Genomic DNA, 15,066 nt, shown 5'->3' with positions numbered 1-15,066 from the left:
TAAAACAAAAGGGAACTTATTTAAGTTCCCTTTTGTTTTATTTGTTCAACAAAAATAAATTTGCTAAATACTTAGCAACACCACTTTCATCATTTGTAAAACCTATAGTTTCAAACTCTTTTTTCAAATCTTCAAAAGCATTTCCCATAACAAGTCCTTTTCCGGCTACTTTTAACATTTCATAATCATTAAAAGCATCTCCAAAAGCTATAACATTTTTTAAATCTATATTTTTTAAATTTGCTAAAGTTTTTACAGCTTGTCCTTTAGAAGTTTCAAAATGGACAATATCTAAATAGTCTTCTTGCGATATAAAGGCATTGATTTCATCGTACTGATTGAAAAAATTTGAAAGATATTTCAATTTATTACCATTTTTATCCATTAAAACAATTTTTTCAAATATGTATTGATTTATATTGTCTAAATTAATTTCAATTGGATTATCTAGAGGATTATATAAAAAAGTATTAGCTTCTTCAATAGTTCCCTCTCCTATAAAAACTTGTACACCGTATGTAGCAAAAAATATACAGTTTTCTTCTAAAGATTTTTTGAAAACTTCAAGTGTAATTTTAGGATCAATAGTTCTTTGAAAGATAAGGTCTCCGTTACTATTATAAATAGTTGTTCCATTATTGCAGATAATCTCAGTATCCAATTTCAAGGTATCGTATACATGCTTAGCACCTTTATAACTCCTTCCTGTTGCAATAATAAATTCGATCCCTTTTTGTTTTAATAAATTTACAATATCTTTTGTATACTCAGAAACATTTTTATTACTATCAACTAAAGTTCCATCTAAATCTGAAACTATTAATTTATACATATACTCCCCCTAAATTGTTTTTATAATTATTATAGTCTCAAAAGATTAGAATTTCAATATTAATATTTTCAATAATTATAAAATATGTTAAAATATTATAAAACAAGTGTTACAACGTAAAAAATCAGGAGTAAAGGAAGTTAAATGAAAAAATCAAAGGTTTTAATTTTACATGAAAGTGAAAGCACAAAAATATCCCTTGAAGAGTTAGGATTACATCTACTACAAGATTACGATTTTGACTTTTCTAATGTCATAGATTATTTTAAAACGGATTTTAAAAGCTATGATTTTATAATATTCGATAGCTATAATGACTATGTTTTTGAAAATTTCAAAGAAAAATTAGATAGAATAATAGTTTCTGTTAATATTTTAAAGGAGGAAAGACCTTCAGATTATATAAAAAGAGGAGCTCAAAATTTTCTTTTAAAACCGTATTCTTTAAAAGAGATTAGGTTAGTTTTAGATCAATTAAAAGAAAATATTTTAATTAAAGAAGAAGCTGAAGAAAATAAACTGAAGTTTTATACCTTATTAGATAACATTCCTTATATGGCTTGGTTCAAAAATAAAAATAGTGAATATATGATTGTAAATAATGAATTTAAAGAACACTGTGGTAAGGATTTTGATACAATTAGAGGAAAAGGGGATCAATTTGTATGGGATGGCATGATTGGGGAAAATTGTCGTCAATATGATTTGAGAGTTATGAATGAAAGAAAAAGATTAGTTTTTGATGAGATAATTCCAGGTAAAAAAGGATATAAGCAATTTAATATATATAAAGTTCCTGTTGTTGATAGAAAAGATAATATTTTAGGAACAATGGGAATAGCTAAAGACATAACAGATCTTAAAAATAAAGATGTTAAATTTGATATTCTTTTAGAAAATATGCCGTTTGCAGTATTTACTAAAAATAGAAAAGGAGATATTATCCAAAATAATTCAACTTTCTATAAGCTGACAGATATTAATAGATTTTTATATATTGCACTAAAAGAGGAAGATTTTTTAGGAGAAGAACATAAAGAAAGTATTGAAATAGAAGACAAAGATGTTATATATAATAAAAGTAATATAGCTTTAGTAAGAACTTTAAAAACTAAAAATGGTGAAAAAATAGTAGAAGTGTTTAAATCGCCAATTATAGATATTTCAGGAGAAGTTATTGGCATAGTTTGTACAATGAGAGATGTTACTGAGGTAAAAAGCCAAGAAGCTAGAATAAAAAAAATGGCATATACAGATTCTTTAACAGGTCTTGCTAATAGAAGAGGATTGTACGACTACGTAGAAAATCATCTTGTAAAGAAAGATTCAGATGCTACAATTATGTTTATGGATTTAGATAATTTTAAGTCTTTGAATGATAGCTTTGGTCATCAGCATGGAGATCAGATTTTAATTGAATTTGGAGAGGAACTTCAAGTGATATGTAAAAATGGATTTGTCTCTAGAATAGGTGGAGATGAATTTGTTATTGTATGGGAAGGAAAGATGAGCAAGGAGTTTGCTACAGAAATGGCAGAGAAAATCTTGAATCTTTTAAATGGAAAAACAAGAAAATTTAATAAATTATCAGCAAGTATTGGTATTGTTACAGGAAATACAGGAGAGGAAACTATAGATAACTTTTTAACTAAAGGTGATCTAGCTCTTTATAAAGCTAAAGATCAAGGGAAAAATCAATATGTATTTTATAATAGAGATTTAGATAAAAAAAGATGTTTAAATGAAGAGATAGAACAAGATCTGAGAAACGCTCTTGATAAAGATGAATTAGAGCTTCATTATCAACCGCAATACACATGCAATAAAGAACTTGTGGGATTAGAGGCTCTTCTTAGATGGAACAATGATAAGTATAGAAAAGTACCTATTGTAGACATTATAAATATTATGGAGAAATCAACTTTAATTGATGAAATTGGAAAATTTATAATAAAAAGTGCATTCTCATTTGCTAAAAAAATAAATCAAAATAGACAGAGAAAAGTTATTGTTTCTGTTAATATATCTGCAGTTCAAATAATGAAGCATAGTTTTGTTAGAACTGTAAAAAAAGTTATTGAAGAGACAGGGGTAGATCCTAAAAATGTAGGAATTGAAATAACAGAAACTGTATTGCTTCAAAATATGGGAGAGAATATCTTGAAAATAAAAGAACTTAAAGATATTGGAATCAAAATATCTTTAGATGACTTTGGAACAGGGTACTCATCCTTTAGTTATTTAGTCAAGATCCCTTTATCAAATATTAAAATTGATAAGAGTTTTATTTGGGGAATGAAAGACAGTGAAGAATATCGAACATTAGTTAAATTATGTATAGATACAGCTCATGCTTTAAATTTAAAAGTAGTTGCAGAGGGTGTTGAAACAGAAGAGGATTTAGGTTTATTAAAATATATGAAAGCTGATTTTATTCAAGGGTATTTATTTTCAAAACCACTTCCTAGACATGTAATAGAAGAAACAATATTATAAAAAAAATAAAAATCAGAGTGATAGTCTAAAACTTTTGCTCTTTTTTTTTCGTCAAAAAATTTAGGGATTTTATAAAAGACTTTATAAAAGATGTCGTATAATAATATATATTTAAATAAAAATTAGGAGGAAAGTATGGAAAGAATTAATACTTTAAAAAATGAGATTTCTAAAAAGGTAATTGGACAGAAAGATATGGTAGAGAAAATTCTAATTGGAATTTTAACAGGAAATCATATTTTATTAGAAGGACTTCCTGGATTGGCAAAGTCATTAACAGTAAACACTATATCTGAAACTCTAGGACTAAGTTTTTCAAGAATTCAGTTCACTCCAGATTTACTACCTAGTGACATTATAGGTACAGAGATGTATAATGAAAAAACAGGAGAATTTAGTGTAAAAAAAGGTCCGATATTTGCCAATATTGTTCTTGCAGATGAAATAAATAGAGCTCCTGCAAAGGTTCAATCAGCACTTTTAGAAGCAATGCAAGAAAAGCAAGTTACAATAGCGAATGAAACATTTAAATTAGATAAACCATTTATAGTGCTTGCTACACAAAATCCTATTGAACAAGATGGTACATATCCTCTACCAGAAGCACAACAAGATAGATTTTTAATGAAAGTAAAAATTGAATATCCAACTTATGAAGAGGAGATGGAGATCTTAGATTTATTAACGGGTGAGAAAGAGTTTTCAGATATATCTATTGAAACAATAGTTACTTTAGAAGATTTAGAAGAGATAAAAGAAACAATAAAAAAAGTTAGCATAGATTCAAAACTAAAAAAATATATCTTAGATATAGTTTTTAAAACTAGAGAGCACTCTGATTATATAGCATGTGGGGCTTCCCCTAGAGCAAGTATAAGTTTAGTTATAGCTTCTAAAGCAGCGGCATTTTTGGAAGGTAGGGACTTTGTAATGCCACAAGATATAAAGAAAGTTATTTATGATGTTTTACGTCATAGACTTATTTTAACATATGAAGCTGAAGCTGAGGATAAAAAAGTGGAAGACATAATAGATGATATATTAAAAACAGTTATTTTACCATAAGGAGAGACTATGGATAATAAATTAGAGAGTAAAAAAGAACTTTTAAAAAAGATAAAGAATATCGAAATAAAAGCTACTATTTTATCTGATAATATTTTTGCAGGACAATACCAATCTTGTTTAAAAGGAAATGGTATGGAGTTCTCTGATATTAGAAGATATGCTCCAGGAGATGATGTAAAAAAAATTGATTGGAAGGTTACAGCAAAGCAGAGAAAAGCATATGTAAAAGAGTTTGTTGAGGAGAGAGAATTATCAGTTTTCTTATTAGTAGATATATCAGCTTCTAATAGATTTAAGGAGAAGTTGGATCTTATAACAGAACTTGTTGGAAGTTTGGCATTTAGTGCTAATAAAAATGGAGATAGAGTAGGTGCTTTATTTTTTTCAAACGAAATAGAAAGAGTGATACCTTTAAAAAAAGGAAAGAAACATACCCTTTCTATAATTGAAAATCTTCTTACAATTAATCCTAAAGGAGATAAAACTGATATATCAATGGCTTTGAGATATTTTGGAAAAGTTTTTAAAAGACGATCTATTATATTTTTAATATCAGATTTTTTAGATGAAAATTATGAAAAAGAGTTAAAAATACTTTCTCAAAGGCATGAAATTATACCAGTTAGAATAGGAGATAAAAAATATGAGTCTCTTCCAATAGGAGCTATTTTTACTCTAGAAGATGCAGAGACAGGAGAACAGATAGTGGTTGAAAACTACAAAGAAAATAGTAGTGATATAAATATTAATAATATTTATAATGGGATAAATCTATACGTTGGAGAAGATTACGTAAAGGAGATATCAAAATTTTTTAATAGAGGTAGAGTGCGATGAAAAAAATAATTTTTAGTATTTTTCTTTTAGTTTCTCTCCTGGCTTTTAGTAAAACATATAATATAGGTGATAAAATAACTTTGAAAATAGAGGGAGATATTAGCAAAAATGATATTGAAAAATCTTTAGAAGATTATAAAATAGATTCATTATCTAAGGATAAAAAAGGAGATTATATTGTAACATTTACAACATATAAGGTCGGAGAAAATGAGATTCAACTTGGAAATAAAAAGTTAAAAATCGATGTAGTTTCAACGATAGAGCCCTCTGAAAAAGAGATATATGAAGCGCTTTCAAATCCAAATAATATCTATATTGAAAAGGATTATCCTCATATGGGAATTTTAGCGACTATAGCTGGTGCTATAGCAATTATAACAGCTTTTTTTATGCATTTAGTTGATAGATCTAAAAATCCTTATATAATATTTAAAAAAGGAATGTCAAAAGTTAATGATGATAATTGGAGAGAGAAAATTAGTTTAGAACTTAGAAAATACATAGATAATATGTATGGAACTAATTTTTTAGGTGGAGAATACACTGTTATTTCACCATTGACACAAGAAGATGTAATGTTTGTTAAAGATATGGATTATTTAAAATTTTCTCCAAATAGAGGTGGAGATTATTTAGAATATAAAAGAAGAGCCTTTGAAATAGTAGAGAGATTAAGAAAGGAGAAAAAGAACAGTGTATAACTTTAAGATGCCATATATATTAATACTGATTCCTATAGTTACCTATCTTTTTTTTAGAAAAAGATCTCAGGGTGCTATCAAGGTTCCAGGAATACAAATTATAAAAAAATATTCAAAAGGAAGTAAAAAACATCTATTAGGAAGAATGTTTATATATCTTTCAGCTATATTTATGATTTTAGCTCTAGCAAGACCTCAGCTAACAACAGAGGGAAAAGTTGTAAAAAAAGATGGAATAGATATAGCAATAGCCTTAGATCTTTCTAAATCCATGGAAGCTAAAGATTTCAATCCCAATAGATTAGAAAAATCCAAAGAATTGTTAAAGGAGTTTATTGATAAAAGACCTAATGATAGACTTTCCTTAGTTGTATTTGGAGGAGAAGCGTATACTAAGGTTCCTTTAACTTTTGATCATAGCGTATTGAAAAATATGATCTCTAATATAACAACAGATGATATAACTAGTAATAATAGAACAGCCATAGGTATGGGATTAGGAGTAGCTTTAAATAGATTAAAAGACTCTGATTCAAAATCTAAAGTTGTTATATTGATGACAGATGGAGAAAATAATTCAGGAGAGATGAGCCCAATAGGTGCTGCAGAAGTTGCAAAAGACCTTGGGATAAAAGTTTATACAATAGGAATAGGAGCAAGAGAGATTCCAGTAGCTGGATTTTTTGGAACATCTTATATTGAAAATAAAGAACTTGATGAAAATTTGTTAAATACTATTGCAGAAAAAACAAATGGAAAATATTTTAGAGCGAGTGATTCTAAAGAGTTTCAAAATATATTTAATGAAATTAATAACTTGGAGAAAAGTAAAATTGATAGCAGAAGTATTTATGATATAACAGAATATTTCGAAGAATTGTTAAAAATTGCTTTAGCTTTATTATTATTAGGTATATTTTTCGAATATTTTAAATATATAAGAATACCTTAGGAGGGATAGTTATGGAATTTGGAAACATATCTAGTATTAAATTTGTAGTTATCCCTATTTTAACTATTTTATTTTTAATATTAGGAGTAATAAAAAGAGAGAAAATACTAAAAAAAATAGGGTGGAAGAAAGATACTTTAATAATGATTATTAAAACTTTTTTTATTTCCATTGGTGCAATTTTAGTATTTTTAGCATTACTTTCACCTCAAAAATTAAAAGAAGAGGAGAAAATAGAGGTTCAAGGAAGCGATTTATATATCCTTATGGATATATCTAAATCTATGTTAGCCGAAGATACTTATCCAAATAGATTAGAGATAAGCAAAAAAGAACTTAAAGATATTTTAAATAATTTAAAAGGAGATAGAATAGGGATTATTCCGTTTTCTGATAGTGCATATGTTCAAATGCCTTTAACTGATGATTATTTTATGGCTATAAATTATATTGACGCAATTGATAGTAAACTTATATCAGGTGGTGGAACAGAACTTTTAGAAGCTTTAAAACTGGCTAACAGTTCTTTTGAAAAAACAGATGCAAAAGATAAAAATGTAATTATTTTTTCAGATGGTGGTGAAAAAAATCCTGAAATTTTAAAATATGTTAAAGAGAATCATATAAAAACTTTTATATTCGGGGTAGGAACAGATGAAGGTAGTGTAATTCCAATAGATAATGGATTTATAAAGGATGATAAAGGAAATATAGTTGTATCTAAATTAAACGATAGTTTTTTAAAAGAATTAGCTAAAGAGAGTGGAGGACAGTATTATTCTTTAAATAATTTAAATACAAGTAATTATAAAAAGTTAATAGAAGATATCGGTAAATTAGATAAAACATCTCAAAGAGATGAAAAATTAAATGTTTATGAGCATTATTATCAGTATCCTTTGGGAGTTGGTTTATTATTAATACTTATAGGATATTTTTTAAGAAAAAAAGAGAAGGAGGGGGAGTATGTTTAAAAAAATATTAATTCTTCTTCTTGGGATTGCACTAATTATTTTTGGTATTTTAAAATTGAAAAAAGAAAGGTCTATTGAGGAATCTGGATATTTAAAGTTTATCCAAGGTAATTCTTTAGTAAAAGAGAATAAAAATGAAGAGGCTTTAGAAGAATATAAACTAGCTATGAATACTAATGAAGATATAAATATTAAAAAGAATTTTGAAATTATAAAGAATAAAGTCGATCAACAGAAAAAGCAGGATCAGAAAAATAAAGAACAAAAAAATGATAAACAGCAACAAGATCAGCAAAATAATCAAGATCAACAAAGCAATCAAGACCAGCAAAATAATCAAGAAAATAAAAAAGATTCTCAAAACAATAATCAACAAAATGAAGAAAATAATCAAGAGAAAAAAAATGATCAACAGAGTGATCAAAAGCAAGATGAAAACCAAAATAATAAAGAAAACAATCAACAGAGTCAACAAAATAACCATCAGGACCAGCAAGAAAATAAAGATAATCAACAAAATAATAGCGAACAAAATAAAAAACAACAAAACCAAGAGCAAAAGGGTGGTAGTGCTCCAAAAGAATTAACTCAGGAAGAAAAAGCTATGAAACAAAAAGAAGAAGAGTTGAGAAGTATTATGCAAAGACTTGAAGGAAATGAAAAGCAGGCTTTTAAAAATAATGAGAGAGTTTTAAACACAACTGAAAATAAAAATAGTGAAAATAGATGGTAGAGGAGAGTAGAATGAAAAAAATTAATTTATTTTTAATTATGTTAATGCTTTGTAAGTTGACTTTTTCTGAATTAATATTAAATTCTTCTGATTTATCTCCTTCAAAGTATGAGGTTTTTAATTTAGAAGTTTCTTTTGTAAATGAAGACAAAGAAAGATACAAAATAGATGGAATTGATAATTTTGATGTTCTATCTAAAGGATCTAGCAATAGTTATAATGTTATTAATGGAAAAACAACATCAATTAAAAGTGATGTATACAGATTAAAACCAAAGAAAGATGGAGAGTTTATATTAAAAGTAATCACTGAAAAAGGTAATGAAAAAAGTATTTTAATAGATGTGAAGGAAAATAAACAGTTAGATGAAATTATGCAAGATAGATTTACTTTAAAAGCTAATATTCCAAAAAAGGTTTATTATTTTGGTGAAAAAATACCGTTTCAAGAAAATTTTATAAGTACTGTTAATATTAGTTCATTTTCCCAAGTTAAAGCACCAAATTTTCAAGATTTTTCAGTAAAAGATGTAACTAAATATAATAACAATAGTTATATACAAAGTCAAATAGATTATAATGGAAAGCAGGCAATTGAACTTAATATCTTTAAGGGGATATTACAAGCTAATAGTAGTGGCGAGAAAAATATTACAACAAGTGAAGTAAAAGTTGGGGAACCGACAAGAGACTTTTTCTATGAAAATACAACTTTAGTAGGTGGAGAGAATTTGAAAATAGATATTAGGCCACTTCCTGTAGATGCTCCTAAGAATTTTAAAGATATTGTTGGAACTCTTAATTATAAAGAAAACTGGAAAAATAAAGATGTTAATGTAGGACAAGCTATTACTTTAAATTTAACTCTATCTGGTAGTGGAAATTTAGCTTTACTCGAAAATTTACCTATTGAAAACCAAAATGATTTTAATGTTTTCCAAAGTGTTAAAAATTATAGTGAAGAAATCAAAGGGGAAAACTATTATAATGAAAAAACTTTTGAAGTTGCTTTTATTCCTAAAAATGGTGGTATTGAAAAAACTCCAGAAATAGTTATTCCATATTTTAATACTAAAACAGAAAAATATGAAAATTTAATAATTCCATCACAAGAAATAAAAGTAACAGGAGAAAAACTTCAAATAGATAATCCACAAAGCAAAAGACCTATACAAAAAAATATGGAAAATAACAATTTGGTAAATAAAGATGAAGTTGCTTCTTCTGGAAAATTAACTAATAATTTACAAGAAGTTAATATAAAACTTCTTGAAACAGAGAAAATTCCAGCTAAAAATATTTATAAATTGGCATTTGGAATTATTTCTTTGTTATGTTTAGTAGAATTGATCGTAATAATATATCTTGTATTAGATAGAAAAAAAAATAAAAGTCATAAAAAAAGATAAATTATTAATTAAGAAAAATAATTATTACAAAAAAATAAAAGAGCAATTCCAAAATAAAAAAATATTGGGATTGCTCTTTTTTATAAACTTACTTATTTTTTTTCATGAATTTTTGAAAATGATTACTTTGAGAATCTTTATTAATCATATTTTCTTTTTCTTTTCCTGATTTTTTTGAATCGGACTTATTTTCAAGAGGTCCTATTTTGAAGTACTTAGGGAATTTCTCGTAAATATTTTTTTGTACTTTTTGGTAATCACTTCCATCACCAATAACAAACTCTTCATACACCTCATCTTCGTCATCAACGTAAATAGTAATCTCTAGTAAATCGTTTTTCTTTGTTTTTATAAGATTAAAATCTTTTATATTTTCAATTAAAAACTCATCAGCTTCGTCGTCAACTTTATTTAGTACAACTAATTCACCATCTAATTTTTTTGCTAATTTAATATAACCATCTAAAATTTCAATTAACATCTCTCTTGTAACATTATACATAGCCAAAAACCTCCTTGTTATATTTTTTATATCATATTATTATCTCATATTTTATAAAAACTTACAATATTTTCAATATTATTCCAAATAACAATTATTTTTAATTGATAAAACTTCAGATAAGAGGCATTATATGTAGTTTTATAACTATATATAATTACGAGTAATTATTATTTTTATTTATCATTAATTTAATAAAAAATAAACAAATAAAATAGCTATCTATAATTCGTTAGTTTTATATTTGAGACGCTCAAAAACAAAAAAGTTGACAAAATTTGTGAAATATAGTACAATAGTCTGTATTTTTATCACTGATATAATCCTGTAATAAGGTCAGGAGTTTCTACAAGCCACCGTAAATGGCTTATTATTAGGAGGAGTAATGGAAAACATTAAACAAAAGAATAATGGTGTGCTAAGGGCTATTGATTCTTACTTTCAACTTAGCCATTATAACACTACGATTTCAACAGAAATAACTGCTGGAATTACAACTTTTATGACGATGGCATACATCTTAATAGTTCAGCCTTTATTTATGAGTGCTGCTGGAATGGATGTTAAAGCTGTTACTATTGTAACTGCTCTGCTATCAGCTGCCTTTTCTATCGTTATGGGTCTTTATACAAATAGACCTTTTGCTATGGCACCAGCTATGGGGGGAAATGCATTTTTCGCTTATACTCTAGTCGCTGGAGGAATGGTTAATTGGCAAACAGCTATGGGAATGGTATTTTTATCTGGAATAGGTTTTTTAGTTCTTACAGTTTTCGGATTGAGAGGACTTATTGTAGAAGCGATTCCTAAAAACTTAAAGTTTGCTATAGGAGTAGCTGTTGGATTTTTTATAGCTATGGTAGGATTTAAAAATGGTCAAATAATGACAATTTCAAATGGAACTATATCTATGGGAAGTATTTATAATCCAAATACTATATTATCTTTAATCGGACTTTTTATTACAATTGCACTTGTTTTAAATAAAGTTAGAGGTGGAGTTTTAATTGGTATAGTGATTACTACACTGCTTGGAATTCCAATGGGAATAACTCAAATACCTGAGAGCTTTTTCTCTATGCCGCCATCAATATCTAGTATAGCTTTTAAACTTGATATAATGGGAGCATTAAAATTTGCATTTTTACCTTTAATATTCACATTTTTCGTAGGAGATTTCTTCTGTACTCTAGGAACTTTATTAGGAGTTTCAGCACAAGCTGGACTTTTAGATGAAAATGGTAATTTACCAGAAGTAGATAAACCTTTCCTAGTTGATTCTATAGCAACTATTGTTGGAGCATTATTTGGTTCTACAACAATAACAACATTTTTAGAGTCGGCAGCTGGAGTTGAAGAGGGAGGAAGAACAGGTCTAACTGCAATATCTACAGGAATTTGCTTTATATTTACAATTTTCTTAACACCAATTGTTTATATAATTCCATCTGCTGCAACAGCACCAGCATTAATTTTTATAGGTATCCTTATGATGACAAGTATGAAGTTTATCGATATGGACGATATGACTGAATTTGTTCCAGCTGTAATTACAATTATGTTTACTGTATTTACAGATAACATGGCATCTGGAATGAGTATGGGTATTATATCTCATGTAATTATAAAGGTATTAACTGGAAGATATAAAGAGTTAAACATACCTGTGTTAATTTTAACACTACCACTATTAGGATATTTTATATTCTTATAAAAAAATTAATCAAATATCAGATTGAATAAAATTACAAAAGCTGAAGAGTTAAAAAACCTTCAGCTTTCTTTTATTTTTATTATTTTATAATGCCTTTATTTTGGAGAAACTTGTTAATAATATTTTCGATAGGTTCATTCCCTTCAATTGCTAAAAGATTTAACTCTTGCATCTCATCTTCATTTAAAGCCTCTACAAGAGAATCTAATACTTCAATAACATCTCCTTTCGTATTTTCAAACCCCTTTCTCATTGTAACTACAACTTCGTAAGGTAGAAAAAACTTTAAATCATCCTCTAAAAGAAGCAACTTATGCTTAGCTATCAATCCATCTGTAGAATAAACTAAAGCAACTTCAATCTTATCTGAAACTAAAGAGTTAATAACCAATCCTTGATCCATAGATAGAATACTTTTAAATTTTATGTTGTAAGCTTTTTGTATTCCTAAAAGTCCATCTTCTCTCTCCATAAACTCATGAGGACCACTTAAAACCATATTATTTGCATATCTTTTTAAATCACTAATAGTTTTTATTCCATACTTTTGAGCTACTTCTGGTTTCATAGCAAAAGCATATGTATTTTCAAATCCCATAGGTTCTCTAATATCTAAATTGTGATCTGCTAAATATTCAGATTTTATAATATCAAATACAGTTTTAGCATCTGCCTTCTCTTTCTTTCCTAAATATGCAGCATAAGCTACACCTGTATATTCAGGATATACATCAATATCTCCGCTTTTAATAGCTTCAAAAATAACAGTTCCAGTTCCAAGCTCAACTGTTTTTACTTTATACGGAGTATTAGCTTCAATTATTTGAGACATCATAACCCCTAAGATTCTTTGTTCATTGTAATTTTTATGTCCTACAACTATAGTAGGAGTATTTCTATCTTTTGAATTTTCATATATTCTAAATCCGATTCCCAATATTAAAATAGCCATAACTATTTTTAAAATTTTAATATTTTTCTTTTTCTCTCTAGGATTTGTTAACATCCCGCTAGGAGTCAATACTTTTTCCAAAACTCCTAAAAAGTAGTTTGCCACAAAAGCTAAGATAGCAGTTGGAATAGCTCCTGTTAAAACTAAATTATTATTACTTGTAGAGATTCCTCTAAATATAAGTTCTCCTAATCCACCAGCTCCAATTAGTGCTGCAATTGTAGCTGTACCTATTGTAGCAACAGTTGAAATTCTAATTCCACCCATTATAACTGCTACAGCAATTGGCAATTTAACCTTAGTTAAAACTTGGAAGTTAGTCATTCCCATACCTATAGCAGCTTGAATTGTAGATTTATCTACACCTTTTATTCCAATATATGTATTGGTTATGATTGGTAATAATGAATATAAAAAAAGTACAAACACCGCAGGCTTTATTCCAATTCCCATAATAGGAATTATCAGACCAAATAATGCTAAACTAGGTATTGTTTGAAATATACCTGCTATAGTTAAAACTACTTTAGAAAGTCGTTCACTCCTAATTATAAAAATCCCTATTGGAACCCCGATAATAATGGCAATAGCTACAGCAAGTCCTGTTATCTCTATATGTTGCATAAGTGCAATGTGAACCTCAGGTAATTTTTCGATAAAATATTTTATGAAGGAATTCATACCACATCACCTATCTCTAAAGATTCATCTTCATGAGCTGGAGCTATTTTACTAATAGCATTAACCAATCCTAAGTTAGTTATAACTCCTGTTAATTTATTTTTATCATCAACAACAGGTATAACCTTAGCATTTATACTAGACATTTTATTTAAAACATCTAGTAGGTTACTATCTTTATCTATAGTAGTGAATTCTTTATCCATAATATCTCTAACTCTTAAAATATTATTTTCCATTGCATATATTAAATTTTTTCTAAATATTATTCCTAGAGGTTCACTATATCTTCCACCCTCTATTTCTGTCACAATAAGAAAATCAGTATCGTGAGTTTTTAAAAGATTAAAAGCTCTAGAGATATTACTTCTTTTTTCAATTGTCCAATAGTGTTTAGACATTATATCTGAAACAAGTAACTTTTTAGGAGTTTTCCAAATTCTATCTTTTCCTATAAATTGTTCTATATACTCAGAAGCTGGTCTTTTTAAAATCTCATCTGGAGTATCAAATTGTAGAATCTCTCCATCTTTTAAAAACGCTATTCTCTCTCCTAATTTAATAGCTTCATCCATATCATGAGTAACAAATATAATAGTTTTTCCTAACTCTTTTTGTAGTTTTAAAACTTCATCTTGAATACTTTCTCTAGTTATAGGATCTAATGCAGAAAATGGTTCATCCATCAAAATTATATCAGGGTTTGTAGCTAAAGCTCTAGCGATTCCAACTCTTTGCTTTTGACCTCCTGACACTTCATGAGGATATTTATCATAGTATATTTCAGGATCAAGATTTAAAAGATTTAACAGTTCAAATGCTCGTTCTTTTCTTTTTTCTTTTTCCCACTTTAAAAGTTTTGGAACTAGTTCAATATTTTCTCCTATTGTCATATGAGGCATAAGTCCCTCTTTTTGTATAACATAACCAATTCTTCTTCTTAAAATTATGGGATCTACTTTGCTAATATCTTCTCCATCTATAAGTACAACACCACTAGATGGATCAATAAGTCTATTTATTAATTTCATTGTTGTTGTTTTCCCACAACCGGATTCTCCAATTAAAACGACAAACTCTCCAGTTTTTATTTTGAAATCTATATTTTTTAAAATAAGTGTTCTTTTATCATAAGATTTTGTAACTTTTTTAAACTCAATCATATTAACCACCTCTAAATATAAATTTTTGTAAAATAAAACCGATTACGTC

General features: G+C 27.3%; 13 protein-coding genes and 1 riboswitch. Of the genes, 9 read left to right on the top strand and 4 right to left on the bottom strand.

The genetic code is table 11. The annotated features are described in order from the left end of the window. Positions 1-37 precede the first annotated feature (37 nt). Positions 38-832 (bottom strand): Cof-type HAD-IIB family hydrolase, encoded by a 795-nt coding sequence (locus tag NON08_RS09845; RefSeq protein ID WP_256691386.1) that lies wholly within the window; start codon positions 830-832, stop codon positions 38-40. A gap of 144 nt (positions 833-976) precedes the next feature. Here NON08_RS09845 and NON08_RS09840 point away from each other — a divergent pair, with 144 nt between their 5' ends. The 8 genes from NON08_RS09840 to NON08_RS09805 all read left to right on the top strand — a co-directional run bounded on the left by NON08_RS09840 (position 977) and on the right by NON08_RS09805 (position 10,005). Then, a complete protein-coding gene (locus tag NON08_RS09840; RefSeq protein ID WP_256691385.1) occupies positions 977-3,328 on the top strand; it encodes a bifunctional diguanylate cyclase/phosphodiesterase in 2,352 nt (783 codons plus the stop codon). Between the two features lie 135 nt (positions 3,329-3,463). Further along, the gene (locus NON08_RS09835; protein ID WP_256691384.1) at positions 3,464-4,393 is read left to right on the top strand and encodes an AAA family ATPase; all 930 of its coding nucleotides are present in this window, start codon (positions 3,464-3,466) and stop codon (positions 4,391-4,393) included. 9 nt (positions 4,394-4,402) lie between these two features. Continuing rightward, positions 4,403-5,233: a DUF58 domain-containing protein gene (locus NON08_RS09830; RefSeq protein ID WP_256691383.1), complete on the top strand. Its 831-nt coding sequence runs from the start codon at positions 4,403-4,405 to the stop codon at positions 5,231-5,233. Next, positions 5,230-5,937 (top strand): hypothetical protein, encoded by a 708-nt coding sequence (locus NON08_RS09825; RefSeq protein ID WP_256691382.1) that lies wholly within the window; start codon positions 5,230-5,232, stop codon positions 5,935-5,937. Before NON08_RS09830 ends, NON08_RS09825 begins: the two co-directional genes overlap by 4 nt. Continuing rightward, positions 5,930-6,889, top strand: coding sequence for a vWA domain-containing protein (locus NON08_RS09820; protein ID WP_256691381.1), 960 nt, complete (start codon positions 5,930-5,932; stop codon positions 6,887-6,889). Before NON08_RS09825 ends, NON08_RS09820 begins: the two co-directional genes overlap by 8 nt. 11 nt (positions 6,890-6,900) lie before the next feature. Next, positions 6,901-7,863: a vWA domain-containing protein gene (locus NON08_RS09815; protein ID WP_256691379.1), complete on the top strand. Its 963-nt coding sequence runs from the start codon at positions 6,901-6,903 to the stop codon at positions 7,861-7,863. Further along, positions 7,856-8,596: a hypothetical protein gene (locus tag NON08_RS09810; RefSeq protein ID WP_256691378.1), complete on the top strand. Its 741-nt coding sequence runs from the start codon at positions 7,856-7,858 to the stop codon at positions 8,594-8,596. The genes NON08_RS09815 and NON08_RS09810 overlap by 8 nt, the downstream gene beginning before the upstream one ends. An 11-nt stretch (positions 8,597-8,607) precedes the next feature. After that, positions 8,608-10,005: a BatD family protein gene (locus tag NON08_RS09805; protein ID WP_256691377.1), complete on the top strand. Its 1,398-nt coding sequence runs from the start codon at positions 8,608-8,610 to the stop codon at positions 10,003-10,005. 88 nt (positions 10,006-10,093) lie between these two features. Here NON08_RS09805 and NON08_RS09800 read toward each other — a convergent pair whose 3' ends face one another. Continuing rightward, on the bottom strand, positions 10,094-10,507 hold the full coding sequence (locus tag NON08_RS09800; protein WP_256691376.1) for a hypothetical protein: 414 nt from the start codon (positions 10,505-10,507) through the stop codon (positions 10,094-10,096). A 295-nt stretch (positions 10,508-10,802) separates the two neighbouring features. After that, positions 10,803-10,900, top strand: a riboswitch (purine riboswitch). Here NON08_RS09800 and NON08_RS09795 point away from each other — a divergent pair. Then, the gene (locus NON08_RS09795) at positions 10,893-12,221 is read left to right on the top strand and encodes an NCS2 family permease (protein ID WP_185892342.1); all 1,329 of its coding nucleotides are present in this window, start codon (positions 10,893-10,895) and stop codon (positions 12,219-12,221) included. It overlaps the preceding riboswitch by 8 nt. Before the next feature lie 79 nt (positions 12,222-12,300). Here NON08_RS09795 and NON08_RS09790 read toward each other — a convergent pair whose 3' ends face one another. Both NON08_RS09790 and NON08_RS09785 read right to left on the bottom strand, forming a co-directional pair. After that, positions 12,301-13,854 (bottom strand): glycine betaine ABC transporter substrate-binding protein, encoded by a 1,554-nt coding sequence (locus tag NON08_RS09790; RefSeq protein ID WP_256691375.1) that lies wholly within the window; start codon positions 13,852-13,854, stop codon positions 12,301-12,303. Continuing rightward, positions 13,851-15,017: a betaine/proline/choline family ABC transporter ATP-binding protein gene (locus NON08_RS09785; RefSeq protein WP_256691373.1), complete on the bottom strand. Its 1,167-nt coding sequence runs from the start codon at positions 15,015-15,017 to the stop codon at positions 13,851-13,853. The genes NON08_RS09790 and NON08_RS09785 overlap by 4 nt, the downstream gene beginning before the upstream one ends. Positions 15,018-15,066: the final 49 nt, after the last annotated feature.

This window comes from Cetobacterium sp. NK01, assembly GCF_024506395.1.
GTDB classification, from domain to species: domain Bacteria; phylum Fusobacteriota; class Fusobacteriia; order Fusobacteriales; family Fusobacteriaceae; genus Cetobacterium_A; species Cetobacterium_A somerae_A.
The sequence above is the reverse complement of the archived record's forward strand: the minus strand, read 5'-3'. Positions and strand labels throughout refer to the sequence as shown.

Bases quoted from the DNA above. Each gene is read 5' to 3' on its own strand.
- NON08_RS09795 (WP_185892342.1), top strand. From the start codon at position 10,893: ATGGAAAACATTAAACAAAAGAATAATGGTGTGCTAAGGGCTATTGAT.
- NON08_RS09815 (WP_256691379.1), top strand. From the start codon at position 6,901: ATGGAATTTGGAAACATATCTAGTATTAAATTTGTAGTTATCCCTATT.
- NON08_RS09835 (WP_256691384.1), top strand. From the start codon at position 3,464: ATGGAAAGAATTAATACTTTAAAAAATGAGATTTCTAAAAAGGTAATT.
- NON08_RS09845 (WP_256691386.1), bottom strand. From the start codon at position 832: ATGTATAAATTAATAGTTTCAGATTTAGATGGAACTTTAGTTGATAGT.
- NON08_RS09790 (WP_256691375.1), bottom strand. From the start codon at position 13,854: ATGAATTCCTTCATAAAATATTTTATCGAAAAATTACCTGAGGTTCAC.
- NON08_RS09785 (WP_256691373.1), bottom strand. From the start codon at position 15,017: ATGATTGAGTTTAAAAAAGTTACAAAATCTTATGATAAAAGAACACTT.
- NON08_RS09830 (WP_256691383.1), top strand. From the start codon at position 4,403: ATGGATAATAAATTAGAGAGTAAAAAAGAACTTTTAAAAAAGATAAAG.
- NON08_RS09840 (WP_256691385.1), top strand. From the start codon at position 977: ATGAAAAAATCAAAGGTTTTAATTTTACATGAAAGTGAAAGCACAAAA.
- NON08_RS09810 (WP_256691378.1), top strand. From the start codon at position 7,856: ATGTTTAAAAAAATATTAATTCTTCTTCTTGGGATTGCACTAATTATT.
- NON08_RS09800 (WP_256691376.1), bottom strand. From the start codon at position 10,507: ATGTATAATGTTACAAGAGAGATGTTAATTGAAATTTTAGATGGTTAT.
- NON08_RS09805 (WP_256691377.1), top strand. From the start codon at position 8,608: ATGAAAAAAATTAATTTATTTTTAATTATGTTAATGCTTTGTAAGTTG.
- NON08_RS09825 (WP_256691382.1), top strand. From the start codon at position 5,230: ATGAAAAAAATAATTTTTAGTATTTTTCTTTTAGTTTCTCTCCTGGCT.